29 protein-coding genes and 1 riboswitch are annotated in these 26,654 nt (G+C 70.3%); of the genes, 12 read left to right on the forward strand and 17 right to left on the reverse strand.

The genetic code is table 11. The features are described 5' to 3' along the window. Window positions 1-12: 12 nt before the first annotated feature. Window positions 13-945, reverse strand: coding sequence for a C40 family peptidase (locus GL325_RS03950; protein WP_154595290.1), 933 nt, complete (start codon window positions 943-945; stop codon window positions 13-15). Window positions 946-981: 36 nt separating this feature from the next. Then, a riboswitch (cyclic di-AMP (ydaO/yuaA leader) is annotated at window positions 982-1,135 on the reverse strand. A 42-nt stretch (window positions 1,136-1,177) separates the two neighbouring features. Further along, window positions 1,178-1,414 (reverse strand): hypothetical protein, encoded by a 237-nt coding sequence (locus GL325_RS03955; protein WP_154595291.1) that lies wholly within the window; start codon window positions 1,412-1,414, stop codon window positions 1,178-1,180. 89 nt (window positions 1,415-1,503) lie between these two features. On the opposite strand from GL325_RS03955, the gene GL325_RS03960 reads away from it, so the two are divergent. Further along, the gene (locus GL325_RS03960; protein WP_187768664.1) at window positions 1,504-3,222 is read left to right on the forward strand and encodes a DEDD exonuclease domain-containing protein; all 1,719 of its coding nucleotides are present in this window, start codon (window positions 1,504-1,506) and stop codon (window positions 3,220-3,222) included. Between the two features lie 21 nt (window positions 3,223-3,243). Next, window positions 3,244-3,522 (forward strand): Lrp/AsnC family transcriptional regulator, encoded by a 279-nt coding sequence (locus GL325_RS03965; RefSeq protein WP_187411847.1) that lies wholly within the window; start codon window positions 3,244-3,246, stop codon window positions 3,520-3,522. Window positions 3,523-3,537: 15 nt separating this feature from the next. Here GL325_RS03965 and trpD read toward each other — a convergent pair whose 3' ends face one another. Then, window positions 3,538-4,593 carry an anthranilate phosphoribosyltransferase gene (gene trpD / locus GL325_RS03970; RefSeq protein WP_255499332.1) on the reverse strand — a complete coding sequence of 352 codons (1,056 nt, stop codon included), beginning with the start codon at window positions 4,591-4,593 and terminating at the stop codon, window positions 3,538-3,540. After that, the gene (locus GL325_RS03975) at window positions 4,590-5,003 is read right to left on the reverse strand and encodes a hypothetical protein (RefSeq protein ID WP_255467361.1); all 414 of its coding nucleotides are present in this window, start codon (window positions 5,001-5,003) and stop codon (window positions 4,590-4,592) included. Before GL325_RS03975 ends, trpD begins: the two co-directional genes overlap by 4 nt. A gap of 87 nt (window positions 5,004-5,090) precedes the next feature. On the opposite strand from GL325_RS03975, the gene GL325_RS03980 reads away from it, so the two are divergent. The 4 genes from GL325_RS03980 (at window position 5,091) to GL325_RS03995 (ending at window position 9,420) form a co-directional block, all read left to right on the forward strand. Beyond that, window positions 5,091-5,633, forward strand: coding sequence for a heme-copper oxidase subunit III (locus GL325_RS03980; protein WP_255467500.1), 543 nt, complete (start codon window positions 5,091-5,093; stop codon window positions 5,631-5,633). A 183-nt stretch (window positions 5,634-5,816) separates the two neighbouring features. Next, on the forward strand, window positions 5,817-6,623 hold the full coding sequence (locus tag GL325_RS03985; RefSeq protein WP_154595293.1) for a cytochrome c: 807 nt from the start codon (window positions 5,817-5,819) through the stop codon (window positions 6,621-6,623). Continuing rightward, window positions 6,620-7,711 (forward strand): ubiquinol-cytochrome c reductase iron-sulfur subunit, encoded by a 1,092-nt coding sequence (locus GL325_RS03990; protein WP_154595294.1) that lies wholly within the window; start codon window positions 6,620-6,622, stop codon window positions 7,709-7,711. The genes GL325_RS03985 and GL325_RS03990 overlap by 4 nt, the downstream gene beginning before the upstream one ends. Then, window positions 7,708-9,420: a cytochrome bc complex cytochrome b subunit gene (locus tag GL325_RS03995; RefSeq protein WP_187411844.1), complete on the forward strand. Its 1,713-nt coding sequence runs from the start codon at window positions 7,708-7,710 to the stop codon at window positions 9,418-9,420. Before GL325_RS03990 ends, GL325_RS03995 begins: the two co-directional genes overlap by 4 nt. Before the next feature lie 103 nt (window positions 9,421-9,523). Here the strand turns inward: GL325_RS03995 and GL325_RS04000 are convergent, their stop codons facing one another. Beyond that, entirely contained in the window at window positions 9,524-10,306 is a 783-nt protein-coding gene (locus GL325_RS04000; RefSeq protein ID WP_187768665.1) for an alpha/beta fold hydrolase, read from the reverse strand. Between the two features lie 45 nt (window positions 10,307-10,351). Between GL325_RS04000 and GL325_RS04005 the strand changes: the two genes are divergently transcribed. Together GL325_RS04005 and GL325_RS04010 are read left to right on the forward strand one after the other, a co-directional pair. Continuing rightward, on the forward strand, window positions 10,352-11,695 hold the full coding sequence (locus GL325_RS04005) for a condensation domain-containing protein (RefSeq protein WP_187768666.1): 1,344 nt from the start codon (window positions 10,352-10,354) through the stop codon (window positions 11,693-11,695). Further along, window positions 11,692-12,267, forward strand: a complete 576-nt coding sequence (locus tag GL325_RS04010) for an HhH-GPD-type base excision DNA repair protein (protein ID WP_187768667.1) — start codon at window positions 11,692-11,694, stop codon at window positions 12,265-12,267. Before GL325_RS04005 ends, GL325_RS04010 begins: the two co-directional genes overlap by 4 nt. Before the next feature lie 9 nt (window positions 12,268-12,276). Here GL325_RS04010 and GL325_RS04015 read toward each other — a convergent pair whose 3' ends face one another. From GL325_RS04015 to GL325_RS04050, 8 genes are all read right to left on the reverse strand, one after another. Next, entirely contained in the window at window positions 12,277-13,470 is a 1,194-nt protein-coding gene (locus tag GL325_RS04015) for an Ig-like domain-containing protein (protein WP_255955527.1), read from the reverse strand. A 90-nt stretch (window positions 13,471-13,560) separates the two neighbouring features. After that, complete coding sequence (locus GL325_RS04020; RefSeq protein WP_154595297.1) at window positions 13,561-13,956, reverse strand: cytochrome c oxidase subunit 4; 396 nt, start codon at window positions 13,954-13,956, stop codon at window positions 13,561-13,563. Between the two features lie 3 nt (window positions 13,957-13,959). Then, complete coding sequence (ctaD, locus tag GL325_RS04025; protein WP_154595298.1) at window positions 13,960-15,714, reverse strand: cytochrome c oxidase subunit I; 1,755 nt, start codon at window positions 15,712-15,714, stop codon at window positions 13,960-13,962. Next, window positions 15,714-16,562 carry a cytochrome c oxidase subunit II gene (gene coxB / locus GL325_RS04030; protein ID WP_154595299.1) on the reverse strand — a complete coding sequence of 283 codons (849 nt, stop codon included), beginning with the start codon at window positions 16,560-16,562 and terminating at the stop codon, window positions 15,714-15,716. The genes ctaD and coxB overlap by 1 nt, the downstream gene beginning before the upstream one ends. A 91-nt stretch (window positions 16,563-16,653) precedes the next feature. After that, window positions 16,654-17,658: a carbohydrate kinase family protein gene (locus tag GL325_RS04035; protein ID WP_187411842.1), complete on the reverse strand. Its 1,005-nt coding sequence runs from the start codon at window positions 17,656-17,658 to the stop codon at window positions 16,654-16,656. 79 nt (window positions 17,659-17,737) lie between these two features. Continuing rightward, the gene (locus GL325_RS04040) at window positions 17,738-18,103 is read right to left on the reverse strand and encodes an iron-sulfur cluster assembly accessory protein (protein WP_154595301.1); all 366 of its coding nucleotides are present in this window, start codon (window positions 18,101-18,103) and stop codon (window positions 17,738-17,740) included. Between the two features lie 120 nt (window positions 18,104-18,223). After that, window positions 18,224-19,333: a glycerate kinase gene (locus tag GL325_RS04045; protein WP_187768668.1), complete on the reverse strand. Its 1,110-nt coding sequence runs from the start codon at window positions 19,331-19,333 to the stop codon at window positions 18,224-18,226. Between the two features lies 1 nt (window position 19,334). Further along, window positions 19,335-20,600 (reverse strand): aminotransferase class I/II-fold pyridoxal phosphate-dependent enzyme, encoded by a 1,266-nt coding sequence (locus GL325_RS04050; RefSeq protein WP_187768669.1) that lies wholly within the window; start codon window positions 20,598-20,600, stop codon window positions 19,335-19,337. Window positions 20,601-20,677: 77 nt separating this feature from the next. On the opposite strand from GL325_RS04050, the gene GL325_RS04055 reads away from it, so the two are divergent. The 3 genes from GL325_RS04055 to GL325_RS04065 are packed head-to-tail and all read left to right on the forward strand — an operon-like array spanning window position 20,678 to window position 22,571. Further along, complete coding sequence (locus tag GL325_RS04055; RefSeq protein ID WP_187768670.1) at window positions 20,678-21,322, forward strand: hypothetical protein; 645 nt, start codon at window positions 20,678-20,680, stop codon at window positions 21,320-21,322. Next, window positions 21,319-21,927, forward strand: a complete 609-nt coding sequence (locus tag GL325_RS04060) for a hypothetical protein (protein WP_187768671.1) — start codon at window positions 21,319-21,321, stop codon at window positions 21,925-21,927. Before GL325_RS04055 ends, GL325_RS04060 begins: the two co-directional genes overlap by 4 nt. Beyond that, entirely contained in the window at window positions 21,924-22,571 is a 648-nt protein-coding gene (locus GL325_RS04065) for a hypothetical protein (protein ID WP_187768672.1), read from the forward strand. Before GL325_RS04060 ends, GL325_RS04065 begins: the two co-directional genes overlap by 4 nt. Here the strand turns inward: GL325_RS04065 and GL325_RS04070 are convergent. From GL325_RS04070 to GL325_RS04085, 4 genes are read right to left on the reverse strand one after another with little or no spacing between them, the layout of a single operon-like run. Next, window positions 22,560-23,843: a hypothetical protein gene (locus tag GL325_RS04070; RefSeq protein ID WP_187768673.1), complete on the reverse strand. Its 1,284-nt coding sequence runs from the start codon at window positions 23,841-23,843 to the stop codon at window positions 22,560-22,562. The genes GL325_RS04065 and GL325_RS04070 overlap by 12 nt on opposite strands. Window positions 23,844-23,889: 46 nt before the next feature. Then, on the reverse strand, window positions 23,890-24,459 hold the full coding sequence (locus GL325_RS04075) for a hypothetical protein (protein WP_187411839.1): 570 nt from the start codon (window positions 24,457-24,459) through the stop codon (window positions 23,890-23,892). Between the two features lies 1 nt (window position 24,460). Further along, window positions 24,461-25,348: a zinc metalloprotease HtpX gene (gene htpX / locus GL325_RS04080; RefSeq protein ID WP_154595307.1), complete on the reverse strand. Its 888-nt coding sequence runs from the start codon at window positions 25,346-25,348 to the stop codon at window positions 24,461-24,463. Next, window positions 25,323-26,048, reverse strand: a complete 726-nt coding sequence (locus tag GL325_RS04085; protein ID WP_154595308.1) for a PspA/IM30 family protein — start codon at window positions 26,046-26,048, stop codon at window positions 25,323-25,325. Before GL325_RS04085 ends, htpX begins: the two co-directional genes overlap by 26 nt. Window positions 26,049-26,104: 56 nt before the next feature. On the opposite strand from GL325_RS04085, the gene GL325_RS04090 reads away from it, so the two are divergent. Further along, complete coding sequence (locus GL325_RS04090; protein WP_154595309.1) at window positions 26,105-26,653, forward strand: DUF3043 domain-containing protein; 549 nt, start codon at window positions 26,105-26,107, stop codon at window positions 26,651-26,653. Window position 26,654 lies beyond the last annotated feature (1 nt).

Here is a 26,654-nt window from a genome sequence, read left to right on the forward strand (position 1 = left end):
CTGCTGCGTCGGTCAGGAGACGCGGGCGTAGACACCGAAGCCCGAGGACAGGCTGGTGATCTCGACGCTCTTGCCCGGACGGGGAGCGTGGATGACCTTGCCGCCACCGAGGTACATGCCGATGTGGGACATGCTCGGGTAGGCCACGAGGTCACCGGGCTGCAGCTCGCCGGCCGAGATCTTGCGACCGGCGGCGATCTGCGGGCCGACGACGCGCGGGATCGAGACCCCGGCCGCCGCGTAGGCCTTCATCATCAGACCGGAGCAGTCCCAGCCGTCGGGGCCGGTGCCGCCGTAGACGTAGGGATCGCCCAACTGGCTCATCGCGAAGGCGATGGCCGCCTTGGCCGCGCCCGAGCCGGAGTTGCTGACCGGCTCGACATCGCCGCCCTCGTTCATGGCCGACTGCTGCGGGGCCGAGAGGCGGGCGAAGTCGGCCTTGGCCTTGCGGTAGGACTCGGTCAGCTGGGCCTTGGTCTTCTTGGCCTTGGCCACCTTGGCCGCGAGCTCGTCCTCGTGCTCGGCCAGCTGGGCCCGGCGCTTCTGCAGCTCGACACGCGTCCGCGTGAACGACTCCAGGGCGTCGGCACGGGTGGTGTTCAGCGCGTCGATGGCACTGAGGCCCTCGATGAACAGATCCGGGTCCTGGCTGCCGAGCAGGCCGACGGTCGGGCCGAGGGGCTGCTCCATGTGCTGCTGGACGATGTCGGCGCCCAGCTCGTTGCGCTGGACCGTGTAGACCTTGCGGATCTTGGCGATCTCGGCGCTGACCTCGTCGATGCGGGCGTCGAGGTCCTCGGCGTCCACGGTGAGTTGGTTGAGCGCCTCGTTGGCGGCCTCGGCGCGGTCGAAGGCCTTCTCGACATCGGCGCGAGTGACCTCGGGATCGGCGTTGGCTGGGGAGACGATGATGAACGAACCGGCCACGACGGCCGACGCAGCCATGGCGGCTGCAGTGGTGCGAAAGCGCACGAAAAGAACTCCTGATTACCTCGACGCCTACCAGGTGAGCTGACGGATTCGGGCCTCGGTATTTGCCCTACGACCGGCAAGCCGGTCGATTCACCCCACGTACCTTGGTTCCCCGGCTCGTCGTCGACCACGAGGGTCTCGGACGATTCGGCGGTGTCGCCGTCGGCGACACGGTGGCAACTGTACGTCGGCCGGCCGGGCCGATTCAACCCGCGTCGCGGTGTGGCTCCGGATCGTTCAGCCCCACCACGAGGCGCAGCGGGGGCACGAGCCCCGAGGCGGCGAGGGTGTCGAGGGCGGCACGCTCGTCGGCGTCGAAGGCGACGTCGCTGGGCGGTCCGAGCAGCACGGAGACAACGCAGTCGCCGCACACGGCGGGGCAGCGGACGAGGCAACTGTCACAGTCGACGACGACCGGTGCCGTGGGTTCCATCTCGTTCATGGCCGCGACGCTAGGTGTGACGACCGACAAATTCCGTCTGCGGCACCGCCTGCCCGGATTCGTCGGACCCGCGACCTACGGTCTGATCCATGGCACCGCACCAACCCGCCTTCGACGATCCCGACATCGATTGGGGCGGTCGCCCTCTCCACGACACCACGTTCTGCGTGGTCGACCTCGAGACGACGGGCGGGTCGCCGGCCAAGGGATCGCGGATCACCGAGATCGGCGCGGTCAAGGTCCGCGGTGGCCAGATCCTCGGCGAGTTCCAGACCCTCGTGAACCCCGACCAGCTGATCCCCGCGTTCATCACGGTGCTGACGGGCATCACCGACCAGATGCTCGTCGAGGCGCCCCGCATCGCCGAGGCGCTCCCCAGCTTCCTGGAGTTCGCCCACGGCACCGTCCTGGTCGCCCACAACGCGCCCTTCGACGTCGGCTTCCTCAAGCACGCGTCCAAGGAGCTGGGCATCACGTGGCCGGGCTTCGACGTCATCGACACTGTCCCGCTCGCACGCCGGGTCCTGCTGCGCGACGAGGTCCCGAACGTCAAGCTCGCGACCCTTGCCGCCCGCTTCTCCCCCGTCCAGCCCGATCACCGCGCGCTCACCGACGCGCGGGCCACGGTCGACGTGCTGCACGCCCTCTTCGAGCGGCTCGGCACCTGGAACGTCGCCACCGTCGAGGACGTGGCGACCTTCACCGCCAAGGTCACGCCCCAGCAGCGCCGCAAGCGCCACCTCGCCGACAACGTCCCGGACGCTCCCGGGGTCTACCTCTTCCGTGACGCCCGCGACGAGGTCCTCTACGTCGGCACGTCACGGTCCCTGCGCACCCGCGTGCGCTCGTACTTCACCAAGGCCGAGACCCGCACGCGGATGGGCGAGATGATCGCGCTGGCCGAGCGGGTCGACACGGTCGTGTGCGCCACCGACACCGAGGCCCGCGTGCGCGAACTGCGCCTGATCGATCGCCACCGCCCGCCGTACAACCGCCGCTCCAAGTTCCCCGACCGTCTCTCCTGGCTGCGCCTGACGGACGAGCCCTGGCCGCGCGTCTCGATCGTGCGCAAGGTCACCGAGGGCGCAGCCACCCACATCGGGCCCTTCGGCAGCCGGCGTCAGGCCGAGGCGGCGCTGGCGACCCTGCACGACGCGTTCCGGATCCGCCAGTGCACCGGGCGGCTGCCGATCCTGCCGAGCCGGGCGGCCTGCGTGCTGGCCGAGCTCGGACAGTGCCTCTCCCCCTGCGACGGTGCGATCTCCCCGGCCGACTACCTGCACGAGGTGGGGCGCGTCCGCACGGCGATGACGGCCGACCCCGTCGAGGTCGTGACGCACCTGGAGCGCCGCATGGCCCACCTGGCCGAGTCCCAGCGGTTCGAGGACGCCGCCGTCCTGCGCGACCGCGCCGCGAGCCTCATCCGCGCGGTGCGCCGCACCCAGCGGCTGGACTCCCTCGCCCGCGAGCCCGAGGTCATCGCCGCCGCCCCGCACCAGGACGGGTGGCAGGTGCACGTGATCCGGCACGGACGCCTCGCGGCCGCGGCCATCCTGCCGCGGCAGGTCGCGACCACGCGCGGCGCCACGGCCGGATGGGTCGACACGCTGCTGTCCACGGCCGAGACGGTCGAGCCGGCCCTGCGGCCCGTGCCGTCGGCGCTCATCGAGGAGACCGAGACCCTCCTGCGCTGGCTCGAGTCCCCCGGGGTGCGCATGGTCCGTGGCGCCTGGCAGTCACCGTGGCCCGCGGCGGCGCGGCACCTCGAGCGATTCGACGTCGACCTGGAGGTCGCGCGGCTGGCCTGAGGCCACCGTTAGGCTGGCGGGGTGATCACCGCCATCGTCTTCATCCAGGCCGAGGTCTCGTCGATTCCCGAGACCGGCGCAGCGATCGCCGACATCCCGGGCATCAGCGAGGTCTACTCCGTCACCGGCGACCACGACCTCATCGCGATGGTGCGCGTGCGCGATCACGACGAGATCGCGAACGTCGTCGCCGACCGCCTCAACAAGGTGCCCGGCGTCTTGTCGACCCAGACCCAGATCGCCTTCCGCACCTTCAGTCGTCACGACCTCGAGGGTGCGTTCAGCATCGGTCTGGACTGACCGGCGCCGGCGCGCTCAGCGCGCGTGGCGCGACGTGGCGTCGACCCAGCGGGCCAGCGCGTCGCGAGCGGCACCGGAGTCGATCGACTCGGTCGCCCGCCCCACACCTGCGCCCAGACGCTCGACCAAGGTGCCCTCGGCGCCCTCGTGAGCGGCGATCGCCGCTCCGGCGTTGAGGACCACCGCGTCGCGGACCGGACCGGACTCACCGTCGAGCACCCGCCGGAACACGTCGGCGTTGTACTCGGGCTCACCGCCGCGCAGCGCGTCGGCCGGCGCGAGCTCGAAGCCCAGGTCGCGCGGATCGAACACCTGCTCCTCGATGCCGTGCTCGCCCGGGACCCAGAACCGTGTGGTCGTGGTGACGGTGATCTCGTCGAGACCGTCGTCGCCGCGGAACACGAAGGCGCTGCTGCCCCGACGTGCCAGCACGTCGGCCATGAGCGGCGCCATCCGCGGGTCGGCGCACCCGATGGCCGAGGCGGCCGGCCGCGCCGGGTTCGTCAGCGGGCCCAGGAAGTTGAAGAACGTCGGAATGCCCAGCTCGCGCCGGGCCGGGCCGGCGAAGCGCATGGAGGCGTGGAACACCGGAGCGAAGCAGAACGTGATGCCCGCCTCGCGGTAGACGTCCAGCACCCGCTCGGCGGGCACGTCCAGGCGCACCCCGAGCCGCTCGAAGACATCGGCCGTGCCGGACTGGCTGGAGGCGGCACGGTTGCCGTGCTTGACCACGCCGATCCCGGCGCCGGCGGCGGTGACGGCGGCCATGGACGAGATGTTGACCGTCTTGGCCATGTCGCCGCCGGTGCCGACGATGTCGACGACGCGATCGGTCAGGTCGAGCGTGGTGGCCTTGGCGTACATCGCGTCGACCAGGCCCTGCAGCTCAGCAGCGGTCTCGCCCTTGGCACGCAGCGCGACGGCGAAGCCCGCGACCTGCGCACCGGTGGCGTCGCCGGAGAGGATCTCGTTCATCGCCCATGCCGTGGCCGCGGCGTCGAGGTCGCGACCGGCGATCAGATCGGTCAGGACGGACGGCCAGGTCAGGGCCGCCGGACGGGCGCCGCTCAAGGACGCGAGCCGGACACGGCGGCCCCGCGCAGCAACGCGATGACCGACTCGGCCAGCCGGAACGGGTCCAGCGGCTGCGGCACGACGGCGTCGGCGCGCGACCACGTGGCGAGCCACGCGTCCTGCGGGCGGCCGGTCAGGACCAGACTCGGCGGAGCCTGGTAGAGCTCGTCCTTCATCTGGCGGGCGATGCCCATGCCGCCGGCGGGCCGAGCCTCGCCGTCGAGGATCGCCAGCGCGATGCCGCCGGCATCGAGCTGCTGCCAGACCACCGGCTCGGTCGCGCACTCGACGTACTCAAGGGGCGGAAGGTCAGGGTGGGGTCGGGCGCCCAGCGCGGCGACGACGGCAGATCTGACGTCGCGATCGTCGCTGTAGAGCAGGACTCGAAGGGGCTGGTGCTGGCTCACGATCGCATCGTACATAATGAGCGTGTGGCAACTACTTCTGCGATCCCCGCGTCCCGTCTCCACGGCGTCGAGGGCCGTCCGTCCTACGTGACCGTCGGCACCATCGTGTGGCTGGCCAGCGAGCTCATGTTCTTCGCGACCCTGTTCGCTGCCTACTTCACGGTGCGCAGCGTCGCCCCGGATCTGTGGGCGACCGAGACCGAGTTGCTGAACATCCCGTTCGCCACCGCCAACACCACGATCCTGGTGCTGTCGTCGGTCACCTGCCAGCTCGGCGTCTACGCCGCGGCCAAGGGCAACGCGGCCGGCATGCGCAAGTGGTTCATCATCAGCTTCGTCATGGGCTCGGTGTTCATCGCCGGCCAGGTGACCGAGTACGCCGAGTTGATCCACGAGGGTCTGACGATCCAGAGCTCGGCCTACGGCAGCCTCTTCTACCTCGCCACCGGATTCCACGGCCTCCACGTCGTCGGCGGTCTGCTGGCCTTCCTCATCGTCATCGCGCGTACGTACGCGGCCCGCAAGTTCACCCACGAGCAGGCCGTCTCCGCCATCGTCGTGTCGTACTACTGGCACTTCGTCGACGTCGTCTGGGTCGCCCTGTTCGCGGCCATCTACATCATCCGCTGACCCTGCGCCGTATAGGCGTACCTAACTTCACAGACTGAGCCCGGCGCTCGCTACTCTGATGCGAACGCATGGGCCCACATTTTCTGGGGACGACAACTCGTGCCGTCCCCCTCTGGTCCCATTTTTGATCCTTCAGGAACGAGGTTCTCGGTGCGGAAACTGTCGACACGCCGCCGGCATCCCATGGCGCTTCTGGCGCTGCTGGCACTGGCGCTCTTGCTCACCGGCGCGGCCTACGCGACGGTGGCACCGGAACCGGCCACGGCCGAGTCCGCCTCCTCCGTCTCCGAGGTCGAGGCCGGACGGCAGCTCTTCGTCGTCGGCTGCGCCAGCTGCCACGGCCTGAACGCCCAGGGCGTCACGACCCGCGGCACGGGCGACAACCCCGGCAACTACGGTCCCTCGCTGATCGGCGTCGGCGCTGCCGCCGTCGGCTTCCAGATGGAGACCGGCCGTATGCCGATGGCGCAGACCGCGCCGCAGGCCGTGAAGAAGCACGTCGAGTACAGCCAGGACGAGATCAACCAGATCGCGGCCTACGTCGCCTCGCTGGCTCCCGGCCCCTCGCGTCCGTCCGACGAGGACCTCGACTGGCAGAACGTCGACAAGGAGGGCATCTCCGAGGGTGGCGAGTTCTTCCGGACGAACTGCACCGCGTGCCACAACTCCGTCGGCGCCGGCGGTGCGCTGCCCAGCGGCCGCTTCGCCCCGACCCTCAAGGGCGTCGATCCCATCCACATCTACGAGGCCATGCTGACCGGCCCGCAGCAGATGCCCGTCTTCTCCGATGACGTGCTGACCCCCGAGGACAAGCGCAACGTCATCGCGTACGTCAAGACGGTCCAGCAGCAGGGCAACGCCGGCGGCATCGGCGGCGGCGGTCTCGGCCCGGTCGTCGACGGCATGTTCGTCTGGCTGATCGGCATGGGTGGCCTGACGGCCTTCGCCATCTGGATCGGCATGCACGGAACGAGGTCGAAGAAGCGATGAGCACCGAAATCGAAACCACCGGCGATCCGATCCCCGACCCGGGGATCCAGCCCCACCAGTACCGGCCCCAGGACGTCGACGTCGCTCAGGAGCGCCGCACCGAGCGCCAGATCGCCGCGATGTTCGGCCTGGCCACGCTGCTGCTGATCGGCTTCTGCTTCGCGTACTTCATGATCGACGCGGACGAGCGGATCTTCGCCGTCGGCGACCCCGCGTCCGGCAACGCCTTCGGCGGCTGGTCGGCGCAGAACTTCGCGTTCGGCACCACGCTCGGCGGCGGCCTGCTGCTGATCGGCGTGGGCATCATCCAGTGGGCCAAGAAGCTCATGGGCGACCACGAGATGGTCGAGATGCGCCACCCGGCCCGCTCCAGCGACGACGATCGCTCCGCGACGATGGCCGACATCAACGCCGGCATCCAGGAGAGCGGCATCGGCCGTCGTCCCCTGATCCGCAACAGCCTGCTCGGCGCCGTCGGCGCCATGGGCCTGCCGGCCATCGTGCTGCTGCGCGACCTCGGCCCGCTCCCCCATGACCAGGACGTCACCGTCTGGAAGAAGGGCATGCGCGTCGTCAATGACGTCTCGGGCCAGCCGATCAAGCCCGCCGACCTCGAGGTCGGGCAGCTGGTCAACGGCGAGCCCGCGGTCTTCTTCGAGACCGACGGCGAGGGTCACCCCGTCATCCACGGTCACGACCTGCTGGCCGCCAAGGCCAAGGCCGCGGTCATCATCGTGCGCATGCGTCCGCAGGACATCACGCCCGCCAAGGGTCGCGAGAACTGGGGCGTCGACGGCATCTTGTGCTACTCGAAGATCTGCACGCACGTCGGCTGCCCGATCAGCCTGTGGGAGCAGCAGACGCATCACCTGCTGTGCCCGTGCCACCAGTCGACCTTCGACCTGGCCGACAACGGCAAGGTCATCTTCGGTCCCGCCGTCCGTCCGCTGCCGCAGCTGCCGCTCGCGGTCGACGGCGAGGGCTACCTCATCGCGGTCAGCGACTTCCCCGAGATCGTGGCCCCGAGCTACCCCGAGCTCGCTCGCGACCAGAAGAAGCTCAACGAGAAGTTCGGCGGTGACCTGTGAGCGCAAACACCTTCACCCGAGTCGAGGACTCCCCGACCGGAAAGAAGCTGGCCGGCCCCGTCGGCTGGCTCGACGACCGCCTCGGCCTGGCCGCGGCCGGCAAGAAGAACCTGCGCAAGGTCTTCCCCGAGCACTGGTCCTTCATGCTCGGCGAGATCGCGCTGTGGAGCTTCGTCGTCCTGCTGCTGACCGGTGTCTTCCTGACGCTGTGGTTCGTTCCCAGCATGGGCGAGGTCGAGTACACGGGCTCGTACGGTCCGCTGTACGGCATCGAGATGTCGCAGGCCTACGCCTCGACGCTCGACATCTCGTTCGACATCCGCGGCGGCCTGCTGATGCGCCAGATCCACCACTGGGCGGCTGCGCTGTTCGTGGCGGCGATGATGGCGCACGCGCTGCGCGTGTTCTTCACGGGCGCCTACCGCAAGCCGCGTGAGGTCAACTGGCTCATCGGTGTCGGCCTGCTCAGCCTCGGCATGGTCGAGGGCTTCGCGGGCTACTCGCTGCCCGACGACCTGCTGTCGGGCACGGGCCTGCGCTTCGTCGACGGCCTGATCCGCTCGATCCCGCTGGTCGGCTCCTACCTCGAGTTCTTCGTCTTCGGTGGCGAGTTCCCGGGTGAGATCATCATCCCGCGCCTGTACATGGCCCACATCCTGCTGATCCCGGCGCTCCTGCTGGGCCTCATCGGCGCTCACATGCTGCTGCTCGTCTACCACAAGCACACGCAGTGGCCCGGCGCCGGACGCACCAACGACAACGTCGTGGGCTACCCGATGCTCCCCGTCTACATGGCCAAGGCCGGCGGCTTCTTCTTCATCGTCTTCGGCTTCCTGGCGCTGATGGGCGCGCTGATCCAGATCAACCCGGTGTGGGCGTACGGTCCGTACAACCCCTCCGAGGTCACCGCCGGCTCCCAGCCGGACTGGTACATGGGTCTGTCCGAGGGTCTCGTGCGTCTCATGCCTCCGCTGGAGACCACGTGGTTCAACCGCACCTGGACCTGGAGCGTCTTCCTGCCCGGTGTGGGCGGCCTGGGCATCTTGTTCACGTCGCTGGCCCTGTGGCCGTTCATCGAGCGGTGGATCACCGGTGACCAGCGCGAGCACCACCTGCTCGAGCGTCCCCGCAACGCGCCGGTCCGTACCGCGCTCGGCGTCGCGGCGATGACCGCCTACGGCGTCGGCTGGATCGCCGGCGGCAACGACATCATCGCGCTCAAGTTCGGTCTGGACATCTTCGCGATCACCTGGGTGCTGCGGTTCGGGTTGTTCATCTTCCCGGTCATCGCCTTCATCATCACGAAGCGGATCTGCATCTCGCTGCAGCGCAAGGACAACGAGACGTTGACCCACGGCTGGGAGACGGGTGTCATCGACCGCTCCCCCGACGGCGGCTACTCCGAGCGCCACGCGCCGCTGCCCGAGACCGAGGCCTACGCCCTCACGGCTTCTCGTGAGCGTCTGCCCGAGCTCGAGGACGAGGTCGTGCACAAGACCGACGCCTACGGTGTTCGCAACCCGAACTACCGCAAGGAGTCGTTCCGCGAGAAGCTGCGCCGGTTCTACTACGACGGTTCGGTGGACAAGCCGACCCGCACGGACATGGAGCACGCGGCCGAGCACCTCGCCCACAGCGGTGAGCACCCGGTCGACCTGGGAGACGACTTCCAGGGCGTGTCCGAGACGGGCGTCCCGCGCGTCCACTGATTCATCGCACCACGCACGAGGGCCCCGACCGTCACGGTCGGGGCCCTCGTGCGTTGTCGACGGCTGGACGCGACGGGGTGCGAGTCCGCAGCAGCGGGTCTTGTCAGCGGGTGGGCTGCGCGATGTCGGACGCCAGCACGCCCGGCCAGCGGAGCACGTCCGCGCCGGTCTCGGCGACCTGCAACGTGGCGCGGGGCATCAGCTCGACCAGCGCCTCGGCGGTCGAGATCGGGTGGGCCGGGTCGTCCACCCACGCCAGCACCGTGGTGGGGACATCGATCCCGGCGATCATCTCCGGCGCCGGCAGGTCGCTGCGGGCGGCGCCGCGCAGGACCGACGGCAGCAGCGCGGCGCTCACGTCGGGCACGGTGTCGGGGTGTCCGACCGTGGCCGGCGGCTGCGGGGCGGCTCTCCCCTCCTCGATCACGCGCTCGACACCCTCCGCCTCGACGAGGTCGGCCAGGCGCAGGTAGTCGCCCGCTCGCGCCGCACGCGTGGCCCAGGCCGTGGGCGGCAGCAACAGGGTCAGTCCACCGAAGCGCTCCGGATCGCGGACCGCGGCGTGCAGCAGCGTGGCGGCGCCCATCGACGGGCCGACACCGTGCACCCGCTCCCCCGGGAACCAGTGGTCCAGCAGGCGCAGCAGGTCGTCGGCGAGCGACGGCCACCGGTAGTCGTGCGGCTCGGGCCGACCGGAGGAGTGTCCGTGTCCGCGCGCGTCGTAGCGCAGCAGCCGGGTGCCCGAGAGGCCTCGGCCCAGGTCGAGGTCGAGCACGCGGTCGCGCGCCCGGCTGGACGTGAGGCCGTGCAGCTGCACGACCGCGGGCCCGGACTCGTCGCTGAACGCCCAGGCGAGCTCGGCGCCCGGCACCGTGAACCTGTGCACGCCGCCTCCTGCGCTCGGGTGGGATCAGGGGAATAGGTTACTGGCATGCGTCTCACGCACGTCGCGCACCTGCGCCTGCCGTTCGGCCCCCTGCTGAGCCACGATCTGACGTTCTCGGCGCCCGGCGCTCCCCTGCCCGTGTCGTTCGACCAGGCGCGGCACGTCGGCGCCGGCGACCGGGCCGGCTCCTGGATGGCCCTGGCGATGCGCCTGGACGCCCCGGTGGCCCGTGAGGACCTCGCCGCCGCGTGGCGGGCCGTCGTGGCCTCCCACGGCACCCTGCGCTCGGTGTTCGTGCCCGGGGACGACGCGACTCCCGCGCTGCACGAGGTGACGGTCGGCGACGGCGGCTGGACCGAGCACGAGGTGCGACCCGGGCAGGCCATGAACGACGCGCTGCACGCCGTGCTGGACGCCGGCTGCCGTCCGTACTCCCAGCCCTCACACCGGTTCTGCGTCATCGAGACCGCGGACGGGCCGACGCTCGTCGTGGCGGCCGACCACGCCCACGTCGACATGTGGTCCATGCTCGTCATCGCGCGCGACGTGCTGGCGGCGCTCGACCAGTGCCGTCAGGGCGTCGCGCCCACGCCGCGTCAGGTGCCGACCTTCGCCGAGCACACGGTCGCACTGCAGCAGCGCTCCCCCGCCCCTCCCGAGATCCACCGCCGCTGGGCCGAGGTCATCGAGGCCGGCGGCGGGGCGATGCCCCGTTTCCCCCTCCCCCTGGGCGATCCGGCGCCGCAGCCCGAACGCGTCGTCATCCGCGACGTGCTCGACCTCGACAGCCTCGCCGCCTTCTCGGCGCGGGCCGCCGCCGAGAAGGCCACGACGCTGGCCCTGGCGGTCTCGGCGATGACCTCGACGACCCGCGAGCTGGCGGGCACGGCCCTGCGCACCGTCTTCCCCGTGCACAGCCGGTACGAGCAGCGGTGGCACGACTCGGTCGGCTGGTTCATCACCAATGCCGTGCTCGAGTCCGAGGACCCCGACCCGAGGGCCTGCGCCGATGCCGTCCGCGAGGCGATCCGGCTCGGCTCGTGGCCGCTGGCCGAGCTCATGGCCCCGTGGGGCGGGATGCCCGAGGCGCCGGGCATGTTCGCGGTCTCCTGGCTCGACATGCGCCGTCTGCCGGTGCGGATCGACACCGCCGGCCTGGACGCGCAGTACGTCAGCGCCGCCATCTCGACCCACGGCGTGATGCTGTGGTTCATCATCGACGACTCCGGCGTGCACCTGCGCTGTCGCTACCCCGACACGGCCACCGCGCGCCGCAACGTCGGTGCCTGGCTCGACGCCCTGGTGGCGCGCATGCGCGCTCTCGCCACGGGCGCCTCCCCGGGGCCTGGGGCGGCAGTCGAGCCGCGACCGGCGAGGATGGGGGCATGAGCCTCTCCATCACCGGCGACGCCGCCGCGGACCAGTTGCTGACCGACGACCCCTTCGCGCTCCTGGTCGGAATGCTGCTCGACCAGCAGATCGCCATGGAGACCGCGTTCGCGGGTCCGGCGAAGATCCGCGAACGCGTCGGCACGCTCGAGCCCGCCGAGATCGCGGCGCAGGACCCCGAGGCCTTCGAGGCGGTCTTCCGCCAGACGCCGGCCGTGCACCGCTACCCCGGTTCGATGGCCGGCCGGGTGCAGGCCCTCGCGGTCGCCGTGCGCGACACCTGGGGCGGCGACGCCTCCGCGATCTGGACCCAGGGCTCGCCGGACGGGGCCGAGGTGCTCAAGCGGCTCAAGGCGCTGCCGGGCTTCGGCGACCAGAAGGCCAAGATCTTCCTCGCCCTGCTGGGCAAGCAGTACGGCTACGAGGGTCGGGGCTGGCGCGAGGCAGCCGGGGACTACGGGCAGCCGGGACACCGCAGCGTCGCCGACATCACGAGTCCCGAGACCCTGACGAAGGTGCGCGAGTTCAAGCGCGAGCAGAAGGCGGCGAAGAAGGCCGCCCAGTCCGGCTGAGGCGCACGCTCACGCCGCGTCCGCGTCGCCCTGCAGCGCTGAGCCCTCGAGCCAGTCGCCCCAGGACACGTTCCAGTCCGTCCAGCCGTTGGCCGGCTCGAGCCGACGCGGGCTGCCCACGTAGCGGACGACGTCGCCACGCTTGCTCTTCGAGAAGAGCCACCCCGCGTTCGCCGTGCTCATGCCGACGCAGCCGTGACTGACGTTGGCGTTGCCCTGGGAGGCGACCGACCACGGCGCGGCGTGCAGGAACTCGCCCGAGTTGGTGACGCGCATCGCGTACTTGACGCCCGTGAGGTTGTAGTAGCCCGGGTCGTCGGAGTCCACACCGGTCGTGGCGGCGTCCATGTCGATCGACTCGTGCTTCTCCATGATGATCTTGGTCCCGTTGCGGCTGCGGTGCGACGCGTCGCCGGTCGACACCGGGATCGTCCGCCGGACCTTGCCGTCGATCTTCACCGTCATCTGGTGACGCTTCGTGTCGACGACCGAGACCACCGATCGGCCGACCGTGAACTTCACGTGCTGGTCCTGCTGACCGTAGACGCCGCCGCCGGCGGGAACGCTGTTGAGCGCCAGGTCGACCGAGACCTTGGTGCCGGGCTTCCAGAAGCTCTTCGGCCGCCAGTGCGCGGTGTTGTCGCTGAGCCAGTACCAGCCGCCGACCGTCGCCGGCTCCGCCGTGACCTTCATCCGCTTCTCGAAGGCCGCCCGGTCCTTCACCGGGAGGTCGAAGCTGACGATGACCGGCATCCCCACACCGACGGTCTCGCCCTGGAGCGGCGCCACCGCGGGGTAGGTCTGCTCGTCGAGCGTCAGGGCCCGCGTGGTGAACCGCGTGGTGGACGTGACCTTCTTGCCGTCGTCACCCGTGCCCACCGCGGTGAGGACGTACGGGGTGCCCGGCTCGAGGAACTCCTGAGCGGTCCACCGCACGCCACGGATGTCGCCGGCCACCGTGGACTTGCCGTCCTGCGAGGCCAGGGTCACGTCCGACAGCTGCCCGTCGAACCCGTCGACGGTCACCACCGTGTCGACCGGGACTGAGGACGCGCCGTCGTCGACGCTCGTCTCGATCGTCAACGGGTCCTTCGGCGCGACGGACTCGGTGGCGGGGTCGCTCGCTCCCCCGCCGTCGGTGCAGCCCGACAGGACGAGCACGGCGAGCAACACGATCGTGACCAGGCGTCCCACACTTCTCACTCCAGAAGTGTAGGCAGCGCACCCCGATCCCCGAAAACGCAACGCACCCGGTGTCGAGGACACCGGGTGCGTTGCGTGCGGGAGAACTGCTCAGTGAGCGTGCTCTCCGCGGTAGTACTCGAACAGCCAGCCGATGACGCAGATCGCACCGATCGGCAGGGCCATGATGAACATCCACCAGCCGAAGACGACACCCAGGACGAGCAGTCCGAACGCCATCGCCGCGAACAGCGGCCACCAGCTGTAGGGCGGGAAGAAGCCGAGCTCGCCGGCACCCTCCACGATCTCGCCGTCCTTGCGGTCCTCAGGACGCTCGGGGATGGCCTTGGTGACGAACCACAGGTAGAAGCTGATCATGAAGAACAGCAGCATCGCCATGGTCAGCGCGGTGGTGCCGGTGACCTCGTGCGTCAGCGCCCAGTAGACGGGCGTGACGATCACGAAGAACACGCCACAGCTCAGGAAGAGCCAGAACTCCTTGCGCATCGGTCACTCACCAGCCTTGGGGTTGTTGCCGCCGAGCGCCTCGCGGCGACCCTCCACGTCGGGAGTGTCCGCCAGGGCGTCGTTGGCGTCGGGGTTCTGGGCCATCTCCAGCTCGACCACGTCCGGGTGGTGCAGGTCGAACGCCGGGCTCTCCGAGCGGATCCGCGGCAGCGACACGAAGTTGTGACGCGGCGGCGGGCTCGAGGTGGCCCACTCCAGCGAGCGGCCCCAGCCCCACGGGTCGTCCTGGCGGACCAGGGGCGCGTTGCGGGACTTCCACACGTTGTAGAGGAACGGCAGCGTGGAGGCACCGAGCAAGAAGGCGCCGATCGTGGAGATCTCGTTGAGTCGCGTGAAGCCGTCACCGGGCAGGTAGTCGGCGTAACGACGCGGGAAGCCCTCGACACCCAGCCAGTGCTGCACCAGGAAGGTCAGGTGGAAGCCGACGAACAGCAGCCAGAAGTGGATCTTGGCCAGCTTCTCGTCGAGCATCCGGCCCGTGATCTTGGGCCACCAGTAGTAGTAGCCCGCGAACATCGCGAACACGACCGTGCCGAACACGACGTAGTGGAAGTGCGCCACCACGAAGTAGGTGTCGGACAGGTGGAAGTCCAGCGCCGGCGAGGCCAGCACGATGCCGGTCAGACCGCCGAACAGGAAGGTCGTGAGGAAGCCCAGCGAGAACAGCATCGGCGAGTCGAACGAGACCGATCCGCCCCACATCGTGCCGATCCAGTTGAAGAACTTCACACCGGTTGGCACACCGATCAACAGCGTCATGAAGCTGAAGAACGCGAGGTTGACCGCCCCCGTGACGAACATGTGGTGAGCCCACACCGCCGCCGAGAGCACCGCGATCGCCAGGGTCGCGCCGACCAGGCCGACGTAGCCGAAGACCGGCTTGCGGCTGAAGACCGGCAGGACTTCGGTGATGATGCCGAAGAACGGCAGGGCGATGATGTACACCTCTGGGTGTCCGAAGAACCAGAACAGGTGCTGGTACATGATCGGTCCACCGGTCGATGGGTCGAACACGTGAGAGCCGAGCATGCGGTCCGCGCCCAGCGCGAGCAGCGCCGCGGCGAACACCGGGAACACGACGATGATCAAGATGCTGGTGACCAGCGTGTTCCACACGAAGATCGGCATCCGGAACATGGTCATGCCCGGAGCGCGCATGCAGAAGATCGTGGTGATGAAGTTGACGGCGCCCAGGATCGTGCCGAGGCCCGACATGTACAGGCCCATGACCCACAGGTCGCCACCGACGCCGGGGCTGTGGATCGAGTCCGACAGCGGCAGGTAGGCGAACCAGCCGAAGCTGGCGGCGCCACCGGGGACGATGAAGCCCGAGACGGCGATCAGCGAGCCGAACAGGTACAGCCAGTAGCTGAACATGTTCAGTCGCGGGAACGCGACGTCGGGAGCACCGATCTGCAGCGGCATGATCATGTTGCCGAAGGCGAAGAACAGCGGCGTCGCGAACATCAGCAGCATGATCGTGCCGTGCATCGTGAACAGCTGGTTGTACGTCTCGTCGCCGACGAACTGCGTCCCCGGACGGGACAGCTCGGCGCGGATGATCAGCGCCAGGATGCCGCCGAAGATGAAGAAGAAGAACGTCGTCACGGCGTACATCTGACCGATGACCTTGTGGTCGGTGGTCGTCAGCAGCGTGAAGGCCTTCGTCCCGAGCGAGCGCTCCTTCTTCGCGGGAGTGCTACGTGCCTCGGGGGCATCGAAGGTTGCGGTGGCCATCAGTCCTCCGGTTCGGTCTCGCCGCTGGCCTGCAGGCCGGCGACGGTTTCAGCTGTGGTCGAGCCCTTCGGGGTGCCGATCTGGCCGGCAGCCTCGAGGTCGGCCAGGTGCGCCTGGTACTCCTCGGCGGAGACGACCTTGACCTTGAACAGCATGCGGGTGTGGTAGACGCCGCACAGCTCCGCGCAGCGACCCGTGAAGGTGCCCTCGCGGTCCGGCGTCATCGTGAACGAGTTGTTGCCATCCTTGCCCGGGATGTTGCCCGGAACCACGTCCATCTTGAAGTAGAACTCCGGGACCCAGAACGAGTGGATGACGTCCGGCGAGATGAGCTCGAACTTCACGGACTCGTTGACCGGGAGCCACAACTCGGGCAGCTCGGCGGGGTTGCCCTGGTCGTAGACCGGCTCACCGCCGGGGGCGCCCTCGAGGTAGTTGAAGGTCCACTGCCACTTGCTGCCGACGACCTCGATCGTGTGATCGGGGTTCTCGACCTCGCGCAGCTGCTCGTTCTGCGACTCCACGGTGTGGAAGAAGAACACGGCGACGACGATGACCGGGGCGATCGTGTAGAGCGCCTCCAGCGGCAGGTTGTAGCGAACCTGGACCGGGGCCGGATCGTCGCTGTTCTTGCGACGGTAACGGATCGGCGCGTACAGGATCATGGCGAACACGACCACGAACACCACGAGGACGGCGATCCAGGTGCCGAGCCACAGGTTCCACATGTAGATGGACCGGTCAGAACCGGCCACAGGGAGCGCGAGCCGGCTGACATCCGACTTGTCCCAGGGGGAGCAGCCGCCGAGCATGACAGCGGCCAGGGCGGTCAGAGCCGCCAATTTCATCCGACCCACGGAGCGCCTTTCTCAGAAGATTTCGACCCACACAGGGTTTTGGCCAACAGTAACGCAGGCGACGGGGCGCCCAGCGAGGAGGTCAGCCTGACTCGACCGTCGCCTCGTGCCCGATCGAGAGCGCCGCGGCGATCTCCTCACGAGCCTCGTCGCCGTAGGTCGAAGCCACGCGATCGAGGAACGCCGAGCGTTCCAGCACGTACTCCTGGGTGCCGATCGTCTCGACGACACTGGCCGCGATCGTGCAGCCGACCTGGGCCGCGCGATCGAGCGGCAGGCCGGCCGCGACACCGGCCATGAAGCCGGCGCGGAAACTGTCGCCCACGCCCGTGGGGTCGACCGCGGTGACGCCGTCGATCGCTCGGACCTGGTGCGTCGTGCCGTCGGCCTCGTGGACGATGCAGCCGTCCTTGCCGTGCGTGACGACGCGGACACCGACCCGCTCGGCGATGTCGGCGTCGCTCCAGCCGGTCTTCTGGGCGATCAGGGCCGCCTCGTAGTCGTTGCTGAACAGGTACGCGGCGCCGTCGATGAGATCGCGGATGAGCTCTCCCCCGGCCCACGCGAGCTGCTGGGACGGGTCGGCGGCGAACGGGATCCCCAGCTCACGGGCGGTGCGCGTGTGGCGCAGCATGCCGTCCGGGTCGTCGGGGCCGATCAGCAGCAGGTCGATCGGGTTCTCGGCATGCAGCGCGGCGACGTCGATCTCACGCGCCTTGGCCATCGCCCCGGGATAGAACGTCACGATCTGCGCGTGCGCCTCGTCGGTGGTGATGGTGCACAGCGCCGTGTGCAGCGTGGGATGGACCAGGACGCTCTCACAGTCCACACCCGCGCCCTGCAGCCACTCGCGGTACCCGAGGTCGAAGTCTCGACCGACGGCCGCCACGAGCGTCGGGTGGAGCCCCAGGCTGCCCAGTCCGAAGGTGATGTTGGCGGCACACCCCCCTCGGCGGACGTCCAGGTCCTCGACGAGGAACGACACCGACAGCTTGTCCAGCTGATCGGGGACGAGCGAGTCGGAGAACTTACCGGCGAAGGTCTGCAGGTGGTCGGTGGCTACCGATCCGGCGATGGCGAGGTGCACGGCCGCCACCATATGCGATCGGGGCGCACCCCCGGAAACCCCGGTGGTACGCCCCGATCCACGTCGGTGGCCCGACGACTCAGTGGAAGGAGTCGCCGCAGGCGCAGGAGCCGGTCGCCATCGGGTTGTCGATGGTGAAGCCCTGCTTCTCGATCGTGTCGACGAAGTCGATCGTCGCGCCGTGCAGGTACGGCAGGCTCATGCGGTCGACGACGACGTTGACGCCGTCGAACTCGCGGATCTCGTCACCGTCGAGCGTGCGCTCGTCGAAGAAAAGCTGGTAGCGCAGGCCGGAGCAACCGCCGGGCTGCACGGCGATGCGCAACGCGAGGTCGTCGCGTCCTTCCTGCTCCAGCAGGCTCTTGACCTTGCCGGCCGCGCCCTCGCTCAGCGTGATGCCGTCGGCGGGGGTGGTTTCGGTGCTGGTCTGGTCCGTGGCGGTCATCGAGGCTCCTCGGTCTACGGATGGATCGTGCGGCTGACGTGGTCAACACCGCACGATCCGGTTCGATTCCCATCCTACGCGCGTCGCGAAGCCCGGAGCCAGCGCGGCGGGCCGAACGGGTCAGGCCGACCAGGACCGCGCGACGCGGGCGGCGAGGTCGCCCAGGTGCCGAGCGGGCTCGGCCATCGCGGCCTCGACACCCACCCGGTCGACCAGGCTGTAGGCCGACTCGACCCCGAGGGCGCGCATCTCACGGCTGCCGACATCGACCCGGCCGGCCAGGACCACGCAGGGCACCGCGTGCCGCATCGCGACGGTGGCGACGCCGTGGACGACCTTGCCCGCGCGGGAGGAGTAGTCGAACGCCCCCTCCCCCGACAGCACCAGGTCGGCGCCGTCCAGGAGCTCGTCGAGTCCGGACTCCTGCGCGACCAGTCCGATGCCGGACGTGACCTCGGCGCCCAGGACCATCAGGGCGAAGCCGAGCCCGCCCGCCGCGCCCGCGCCCTTGAGATCGGCGACGCGCCGCTCGGCGGGCGTGCTGCCGCACACCGCCTCGACGAAGCGGTCCAGACGGTGGTCGACGGTGAGGATCTGCTCGTCGCTCAGACCCTTCTGCGGGCCGAACGTGCGCGCGGCGCCGAACATCCCCAGCAGGGTGGTCTCGACATCGGCCGCCACGACCAGCTCGACACCGGCGAGCCGCTCACGGACCGGTCCCAGGTCGACGACGTTGACGCCGTCGAGCCCGGCAGGTCCGGCGTCGAGCGGCACGTCGGCCGTGGCCCCGAGCGCTGCCAGCAGGCCGGCGCCCCCGTCGGTCGTGGCGCTGCCGCCCAGGCCGATCACGATCCGCCGCGCTCCCCCGTCGACCGCGGCCGCGAGGGCCCGGCCGACACCGACGGTCGTGGCGTCCATCGGACGCTCACCGCCGACCAGGTGCAGCCCGCACGCCTGCGCGGACTCGAGGTAGGCCGTGTCACCGTGCAGCAGCAGCCCGACGGGCGTGGGCTCGCCGAGCGGGCCGGGCACCGTGACGACCTCGATCCGCGAGGCGTCACCGAAGGCGCTGTGGAGCGCATCCGCGAACCCCGGTCCCCCGTCGGCCATCGGGGCCTCGACGAGCTCGTCCCCCGGGGCGGAGCGACGCCATCCCTCGGCGATCGCCCGAGCCGCCTCGGGTGCGGTCAGCGTGCCCGCGAACTTGTCGGGCGCGACGACGATGCGCACGTCAGGCGGCGAGGGCCTTCTCGGCCGCGGCGAGCAGCACGCAGGTCGTCAGTCCCTCCATCGCCTGCGTGAGTTCGTCCAGCGGCGGGAAGGAGGGGGCGATCCGGATGTTGCGGTCCCGCGGGTCCTTGCCGTACGGGAACGAGGCACCCGCCGGGGTCAGCGAGATGCCGGCCTCCTTCGCCAACTGCACGACCCGCGAGGCGGTGCCGTCGACGACGTCCAGGCTGACGAAGTACCCGCCGCGCGGCTCGGTCCAGGTCGCCACGCCGTGCGGGCCGAGGCGCTCGGACAGCAGCCGTAGCACGGTGTCGAACTTGGGCCGCAGGATCTCGCGATGGCGGGCCATCAGGTCGAGCACGCCCTGCGGGCTGCCCAGGAACCGCGCGTGCCGCAGCTGGTTGACCTTGTCCGGACCGATCGTGCGGAACGCGGTGTGCGACAGGTACCAGGCGACGTTCGCGGGCGAGCCGGCCAGGAAGCTCACACCGGAGCCGGCCAACGTGATCTTCGAGGTCGACGCGAACACCAGGGCACGCTCGGGATGACCCGCGGAGGCGCACAGGCCGAGGATGTCGACGGGCTTGGCGTGCTCCTCGGTGAGGTCGTGGACCGCGTACGCGTTGTCCCACATGATGCGGAAGTCCGGGGCCGCCGTCTGCAGGGCGGCCAGCTCGGCGGCCACCTCCTGGCTGACGACCGCACCGGTGGGGTTGGCGTACGTCGGGACGAGCCAGATGCCCTTGACGGCCGGGTCGGTGACGTGCTCGCGCACGGCCGCCATGTCCGGCCCGTCCTCGAGCATCGCGATCGGGATCATCTCGATGCCGAGGTGCTCGCAGATCCCGAAGTGGCGGTCGTAGCCCGGCGACGGGCACAGGAACTTGACGGGGCCGTCGCGCCACGGCGCCGGCGACTCCGGGGTGCCGTGCAACAGCGCGAAGACGATCGAGTCGTGCATCATCGACAGGCTGGCGTTGTTGCCGGCCAGCAGCTGATTGACCGGCACGCCCAGGAGCTCGGCGAAGATCGCGCGCAGCTCGGTCAGACCGGTCCCGCCGCCGTAGTTGCGGACGTCGACGCCGTCCGAGAGGTGATCGGTCAGCGGCGCCGTCAGCAGGTCCTGCGAGAGGTCGAGCTGGGCCGCCGAGGGCTTGCCGCGGGTGATGTCGAGCTTCAGTCCGGCCTGTTGCAACGCGGTGTACGCCTGCTGCTGCTCGGCCAGGAACGCTTCGAGCTGGTCTCGGGAGAGGGAGTCGAGGGTCACGTGGCCAAGGTATCGCGCACCTCCCGAATCTCGGCGTCGGCACCGCAGCACCGCGATGCTGCCCTACCATCGGCGCCATGACGAGGGCTGCGGACGACCGCCTGCGACGCTGGCTGCTCCGGTGGTCCCGCACCGTGACCCTGCGCCAGACACTCCTGGCGATCGCCGCGGTGGCCGTGCTGGCCTCGGGCCTGTTCGGAGGCCTGGCCACCGCCACCCCCGAGGGTCCCGCCGAGCTGAAGGTGGGTCGGACGATCCACGCCGAGCCGTTCGACCTCTCGATCGAGCGGGCCCGCCAGGTCGACGATCTCGGACTCGGCGGCGAGCCCCGCGGCCGTTCCATCGCGGTCGTCGCGAAGCTCACGAACACCTCGGACCATCCCGTGTACGGCAGCCAGATCGGCCGGACCCTCCAGCTGCGCGGGCTAGACGGCGTCTACCGGGGAGCCTCCGGCGACGAGACGGGCCCCAGCGAGCAGGCGACGCCCCAGGTCCTGGTCCTCGCGGACGCGAGCATCCTCGGCACCGCCGCTCCGGGGCTGGAGTACGAGGTGGCGTTCGTGTGGGAGCAGGCCGAGTCCGAGCCCGTGCCGACCCGGGCGACGGTCGCCGTCGCCGCGCACACCTGGCGCAAGAGCCGGCTCGACGACCAGTTCCTGTGGTTCGACCCCGTGGTGACCCACTCCGGCGACCTCGCCGTCGAGCCGGGACGTGAGTCGTGAGCCGGCTGGTGCCACGGCGCCCTCCCGCGACCGCCGGCGTGCTGGTCGTGCTCGCCCTGGTGCTGGGTCAATGGCTCCACCAGCAACTGCCGGAGCGCGTCTCGTCGTCGCGGCCGTTCGAGGAGCAGGTCGCGGTGGGCGACACGGTGAGCCTGCGGACCGGTGACGTCGAGGTCCTCTCCGTCGAGGGCGCCACGTCGGTCGCGCCCGCGGGCGGGCAGGTCCTGGTCTCCCCCGGTGTCTTCGTCGCCGTCGAGTTCACCTTCACGCCGCGTGGCGAGTCCTCGTCGTTGCGGTACGCCGCCCTGCGCGACAACGCCGGCCGGGTCCTGCCGTTCTTCGGCTCCAGCGGACGCAGCTCGATCACCTGCACGGGCCGCCTCGTGGACCGGCCGACCCGGTGCCTGGCGGTCGTCGAGGCCGATCCCGCCACGGTGCCGGGGGCCCGGATCGCCGTCGCGCCGAGCGACATCGACGAGCGCTGGGACTCGATGGCCGTCATCGACCTGGGGGCCACGCGCCAGTTGGTCCAGAAGTGGAGTGCCCGCACCGAGCCGCTCGAGCTGCCCGAGGCCGGCGTCATGACCCGGACGGAGGCATCGTGACCGACACCGTCGAGCACCGCCGCACGTGGTGGCAGCGCAATCGCATCGGCCTGCTGGCGCTGCCGCTGGCGCTCGCGCTGGCCCTGGCCGCCGGCAGCTCGCGGCTGCACGACTACTGGTGGACGCACGGCTTCCACGACCCGGTCCCCGTCTCCGGCGGCGCCGCGTCCCTGGTCGACCAGTACGACGACGGTCACCTGCGCTACCCCATCGAGGCCGAGTACTCCGTGGCCTCGTTCGTGCCGGCGGAGGACCTGCGCCTGCTCGGCGGAGATCCGCTGCCGGACGGTGTGCGCGCCTGGCGACTGAGCCTGGCGGTCGAGGCCGATCCCGACACCGTGCTGACTGGTTGCACCGTCGCGATCGTGGACACGGCGGGCAGCCTGCACCGCGAGTCCGATGCGGGGATGACCCTCGACGGCTCGCGCTTCTCGACCTGCGTCCCGGCCGACACCCCGGGCCCTCAGCCCGAGTTCGGCAGCGCCGCGGCCCCGCGGCTGCTCGAGGAGGACGACGTCCGGCCGCCCACCTTCACCACCGACACCGTGTTCCTGCTGCCGCAGGAGGCGGTCCCGGCGGCGGTGCGGCTCTGGTACTCGCTGCCTCGCCACGTCGAGCTGCCGCTGGAGCCCTCAGGCGTCTGAGCCCGCTGCGGCCGTCTCCTGCGCCCACCGGCGCTGGTTGGTCAGGATGCGGTCGATGGCGGCGGCCAGGAGCCCGGCCAGGACGACGTACTCCAGCGCCGACGCCGTGATGTCCAGCCACGGGGCGAACGCCAGGGCCGTGTCGCGGTCCCGCGGTCCCAGCACCAGGCGCCACAGCTCGTTGACGAGCGCGTTGGCCTGGTCGGCGATCACGAAGACCAGGCAGAACATCACCATCGGCACGAGCCCGCCCAGGGCCAGGACGCGGAACCCGTCCCGCAGCCCGCTGAAGCGGCCCCGGAACCCCGAGGTCGCCTCCCCCGCCCACCGCCTGACCACGGCCGGTGTGCGAGCACCGACGGCAGCCAGCCTGCGAGGCGCACGCAGCCGGGTCGCGCGGGGCGGCGGCGGGGCGATGCTGCTGCCGAAGACGACCGCGGCGACGGTCAGCCAGGCCAGCGGCACGAGCACCACGTCGTCGGCGTTGTCGATGAACGTGCCGACCCATCCCACGACGGTCGCCACCGGGTCGCCGATCGGCCCGAGGACCTCGATCACCTCGGCCCAACGGTCCTGCACCCAGTGGACGAACCGCCGCTCGGTGATCCACTGCCAGGCCCGGTCCTGGTAGCTCGTGAACGTCACGCCCAGGGTGACGATCCACAGCGTCTCGACGTAGGCGGCGCCGAACGCGAGGGGCCGGCTGCGCGCCGGCAGGTCGAACCGGTCGAACAGGAAGCGCAGCACCAGCGCGACGACCACGATCCCCACCAGCAGCCAGCCGGTGGCGATCGCCGTGCGGTCGACGTTCGCCGACTCGCCGTAGAAGACCGCCGCACTGCCGTAGAGCTCGTCGTAGGTGGCCTCGTTCACGTAGGCCTCGACGTCCTGCTTCAGCATCCCCTGCGCGGCGTAGACCGTGAGGAAGGGCAGCAGGGCTCCTGCCACGACGCCGAGCCAGCCGTTCGTGCGCGGGGCCGTCCCCGGCGACGGCGCCGAGGTGTCGGCGACCAGCGACGTCAACGAGGTCGAGACGACCAGCAGCATCGCGATGATCGCGACGAGGGTCGACAGCGGCGCCAGCGGGATGACCAGACCGGCCAACGTCGAGTGGTTCTCGCTCAGGGCGACGGCCAGCCACAGGAAGCCCCAGCGGCCGGCGGCCCCCAGCAGAAAGATCGTGGCCAGCACGGGCCAGTGCGCCCCGACGAGCCGGAAGCCGTTCCACACAACCGCGATCGCGTCGCGCAGCACCCCCCGGACCTCGCCCATGGGCGGTGAGTCTAGGGCCATCGACGCAGTGCCTAGACCGGAATGCTCACAGTCCGGGAGCTCCCCAGATGGCGAGCCATCGGCCCAGATCGGGCTCGATCGGCACGTCCTTCTCGATCAGGGCCCGCATCCGCAGCTCGGTGGGGTTGTCGCGCCGGCGCGCGCCCGAGGGATCGGGGACGAACGGGTAGAAGGTGCCCCGCTTGAACAGGTACACCAGGGCCAACCGGTGACCCTCGTGCTCGAACACCACGGTGGAGCACAGCATCGCGGTGTCGAAGCCCTGGTCGGCCATCGTGGAGTTCACGGCGTGCAGGTCAGTGACGAGGCCCGCGACGTCGCCCGACGGCCGGGCGACCTCGAGCCAGGAGAACCCGAACTCGTCGTGGTTCAGCTCGACGGACGCGGTGGGGTCGGTCCGGATCATCTCCTGCGCCGACGCGATCACCTCGTCGTCGGCACGCCCCTCGCCGTCGCGGAAGCACACCGCACCCTGCCCGGTGAAGGCGAAGCCCTCGGCCTGCAGGGTCAGGGCCGCCTGCGGGACCGAGAACAGGACGTCCAGGTTCGCCTTCGGGGGCTTGCTGCGGCCGAGCAGACCGTCGAGGAAGCCCACGTCAGCGTCGCTCGGACAGGTCGGCGCCGATTTGGGCGAGCTGGTCGAGGCGAGCCTGCAACGGCGGGTGCGTCGACATCAGCTCCTGCACGCTCTGCCCGTTGACGGCCGGGGCGATGAAGAAGGCGTTCATCGACTGCGCCTCGCGCAGGTCGGAGGTGGGGATCCGGGCCATGTCACCCGAGATCTTCACCAGCGCCGACGCCAGCTTCGACGGACGGCCCGTGAGGTAGGCGCCCGAGCGGTCGGCACTGAGCTCGCGGTACCGCGACAGGGCGCGCGTGAGGATGAAGCTGATCGCCGACACGACGACGCTGACCAAGATGACGACGATCATCGCCGGGCCGCTGTTGCGGTCGCGGCCGCCGCCGAACCACATGCCCCAGCGGGTCAGGAAGCCCGCCAGCAGGCCGAGCGAGGACGCCACCGTCATGACCGAGACGTCGCGGTTGGCGACGTGGGCCAGCTCGTGGGCCAGCACGCCCTCCAGCTCGTCGGCGTCGAGGCGCTGCATGATGCCGGTCGTGACGCACACGGCGGAGTGGCTCGGCGAGCGACCGGTCGCGAAGGCGTTCGGCATCTCGGTCACCGCCACGGCGACGCGCGGCTTCGGCATGTCGGCCAGCGCGACGAGCCGGTCGATCATCGCGTGCAGCTCGGGCGCCTGCTCGGGCTCGACGACGTGGGCGCCCATCGACTTGAGCGCGAGCGAGTCGGAGAAGTACCACTGTCCCCACGACATGCCGAGCACGACGACCAAGCCGAACACCATGTTGGTGCTCGAGATCAGGAACGCGCCGAACGCCACGTAGAGCAGGACCAGTCCCAACCCGACCCCGCCCATGCGCAGGGTCAGGCCGCGGTCACTGCGAAATCTGGTGCGGGCCATGGTCGTCTCCCTCCACGCGGCGCGGCTCGGTGGGGACCGAGTCGAGCGCCTCGTCGAATCGTCGCAGCAGCGCCTCGTCCTGCGACTCCCCCGGTCGCGTGAGGATGCCCTCGTTCATCAGCTCGTCCACCGCGTCGGCGGTGGCCTCCAGCTCGCGGGTGTGCCGCTCGGCGTCGGCCATCACCCGGCCCACCTCGCCGCTCGTCGCGCCGATCCCGGCGGTGGCGCCTTGGATCTCCTGGCGCGCCTGGGCGGCGGAGTACCGGGCCGCGAGCGTGTCCTTGCGGACCCGGAAGTCCTCGATCTGGCGCTCGATCGACGCGGCCGAGCCGTTCAGCCGGTCCTCCTCGGACCTCAGCTGCGCCCGGCGCTCGTCGAGCTCGGTCGCCGCCTTCTCCAGCGTCACCTGGCGTTCGAGTGCGCGGCGGGCGTCGGCGTCGTCGCCGCGGCCGACCGCGGCCTTCGCCTCGGCGCCGGCGGTCTCGATCTCGCGGCGCAGCCCGGCGAGCTGGATCTCGACCCGCTTGCGACTGGTCGAGACGTCGGCGACGCCACGGCGCACCTGGGCCAGCAACTGGGACTGGGTGCGGTACGCCTCGTCGAGACGCTCGCGCACCTCCTCCAGCCCAGGGCCGTCGCCGCCGTTCTTGCGCGCGCGGAACAGCCGCGTGACACGTCCCCAGATCCCGCCGTCAGCCATGGCACCACCCTAGCCGTGCGCACCAGCATGGGGCCCGGCCTTGTAGGGTCCATGGCGTGAACGACGCAGCCGATCCGACCCCTCAGCGCAAGAGCGGACCCACCCGCAGCCGCAAGGAGGCCGAGGCCGCCCGCAAGGCCCAGATGAAGCGCCCCCTGACCCGCAAGGAGCAGGCCGAGCGCGAGCGCCGTCGTCGTGCGGCCGCTCGCGACAAGCAGCGTCAGGCGCTCATGGGTGGCGGCTCGACCGCCGACCTGCCGGCCCGCGACCGTGGTCCGGCCAAGGCCCTCGCCCGCGACGCCGTCGACCGACGCCGCACCGTCGCCGAGTTCATGCTGCCGATCCTGGTGGTCATCCTCGTGCTCAGCTTCTTCCCGTCACTGGCCTCGGTCGTCTTCAGCCTCTGGACCGTCACGATCTTCGCGACGATCCTCGACGAGGTCTGGCTGCTGATCACGCTCAAGCGCGAGCTGACCAAGCGCTTCACGAAGCCCGAGCGCCGCGGCGCGATGCTCTACGCCGTCCTGCGCAGCACGCAGATCCGTCGCATGCGCCTGCCGAAGCCCGCCATCGAGGTCGGGCAGCCGCTGCGCGAGCACTACTGAG

This window comes from Aeromicrobium sp. 636 (assembly GCF_024433585.1).
GTDB lineage: Bacteria > Actinomycetota > Actinomycetes > Propionibacteriales > Nocardioidaceae > Aeromicrobium > Aeromicrobium senzhongii.

Coding starts and splice junctions, on each gene's coding strand:
- GL325_RS03950 (WP_154595290.1), bottom strand. CDS start 945: ATGGCTGCGTCGGCCGTCGTGGCCGGTTCGTTCATCATCGTCTCCCCA.
- GL325_RS03955 (WP_154595291.1), bottom strand. CDS start 1,414: ATGAACGAGATGGAACCCACGGCACCGGTCGTCGTCGACTGTGACAGT.
- GL325_RS03960 (WP_187768664.1), top strand. CDS start 1,504: ATGGCACCGCACCAACCCGCCTTCGACGATCCCGACATCGATTGGGGC.
- GL325_RS03985 (WP_154595293.1), top strand. CDS start 5,817: ATGGCGCTTCTGGCGCTGCTGGCACTGGCGCTCTTGCTCACCGGCGCG.
- GL325_RS03990 (WP_154595294.1), top strand. CDS start 6,620: ATGAGCACCGAAATCGAAACCACCGGCGATCCGATCCCCGACCCGGGG.
- GL325_RS04005 (WP_187768666.1), top strand. CDS start 10,352: ATGCGTCTCACGCACGTCGCGCACCTGCGCCTGCCGTTCGGCCCCCTG.
- GL325_RS04010 (WP_187768667.1), top strand. CDS start 11,692: ATGAGCCTCTCCATCACCGGCGACGCCGCCGCGGACCAGTTGCTGACC.
- GL325_RS04020 (WP_154595297.1), bottom strand. CDS start 13,956: ATGCGCAAGGAGTTCTGGCTCTTCCTGAGCTGTGGCGTGTTCTTCGTG.
- ctaD (WP_154595298.1), bottom strand. CDS start 15,714: ATGGCCACCGCAACCTTCGATGCCCCCGAGGCACGTAGCACTCCCGCG.
- coxB (WP_154595299.1), bottom strand. CDS start 16,562: ATGAAATTGGCGGCTCTGACCGCCCTGGCCGCTGTCATGCTCGGCGGC.
- GL325_RS04040 (WP_154595301.1), bottom strand. CDS start 18,103: ATGACCGCCACGGACCAGACCAGCACCGAAACCACCCCCGCCGACGGC.
- GL325_RS04055 (WP_187768670.1), top strand. CDS start 20,678: ATGACGAGGGCTGCGGACGACCGCCTGCGACGCTGGCTGCTCCGGTGG.
- GL325_RS04070 (WP_187768673.1), bottom strand. CDS start 23,843: ATGGGCGAGGTCCGGGGGGTGCTGCGCGACGCGATCGCGGTTGTGTGG.
- htpX (WP_154595307.1), bottom strand. CDS start 25,348: ATGGCCCGCACCAGATTTCGCAGTGACCGCGGCCTGACCCTGCGCATG.
- GL325_RS04085 (WP_154595308.1), bottom strand. CDS start 26,048: ATGGCTGACGGCGGGATCTGGGGACGTGTCACGCGGCTGTTCCGCGCG.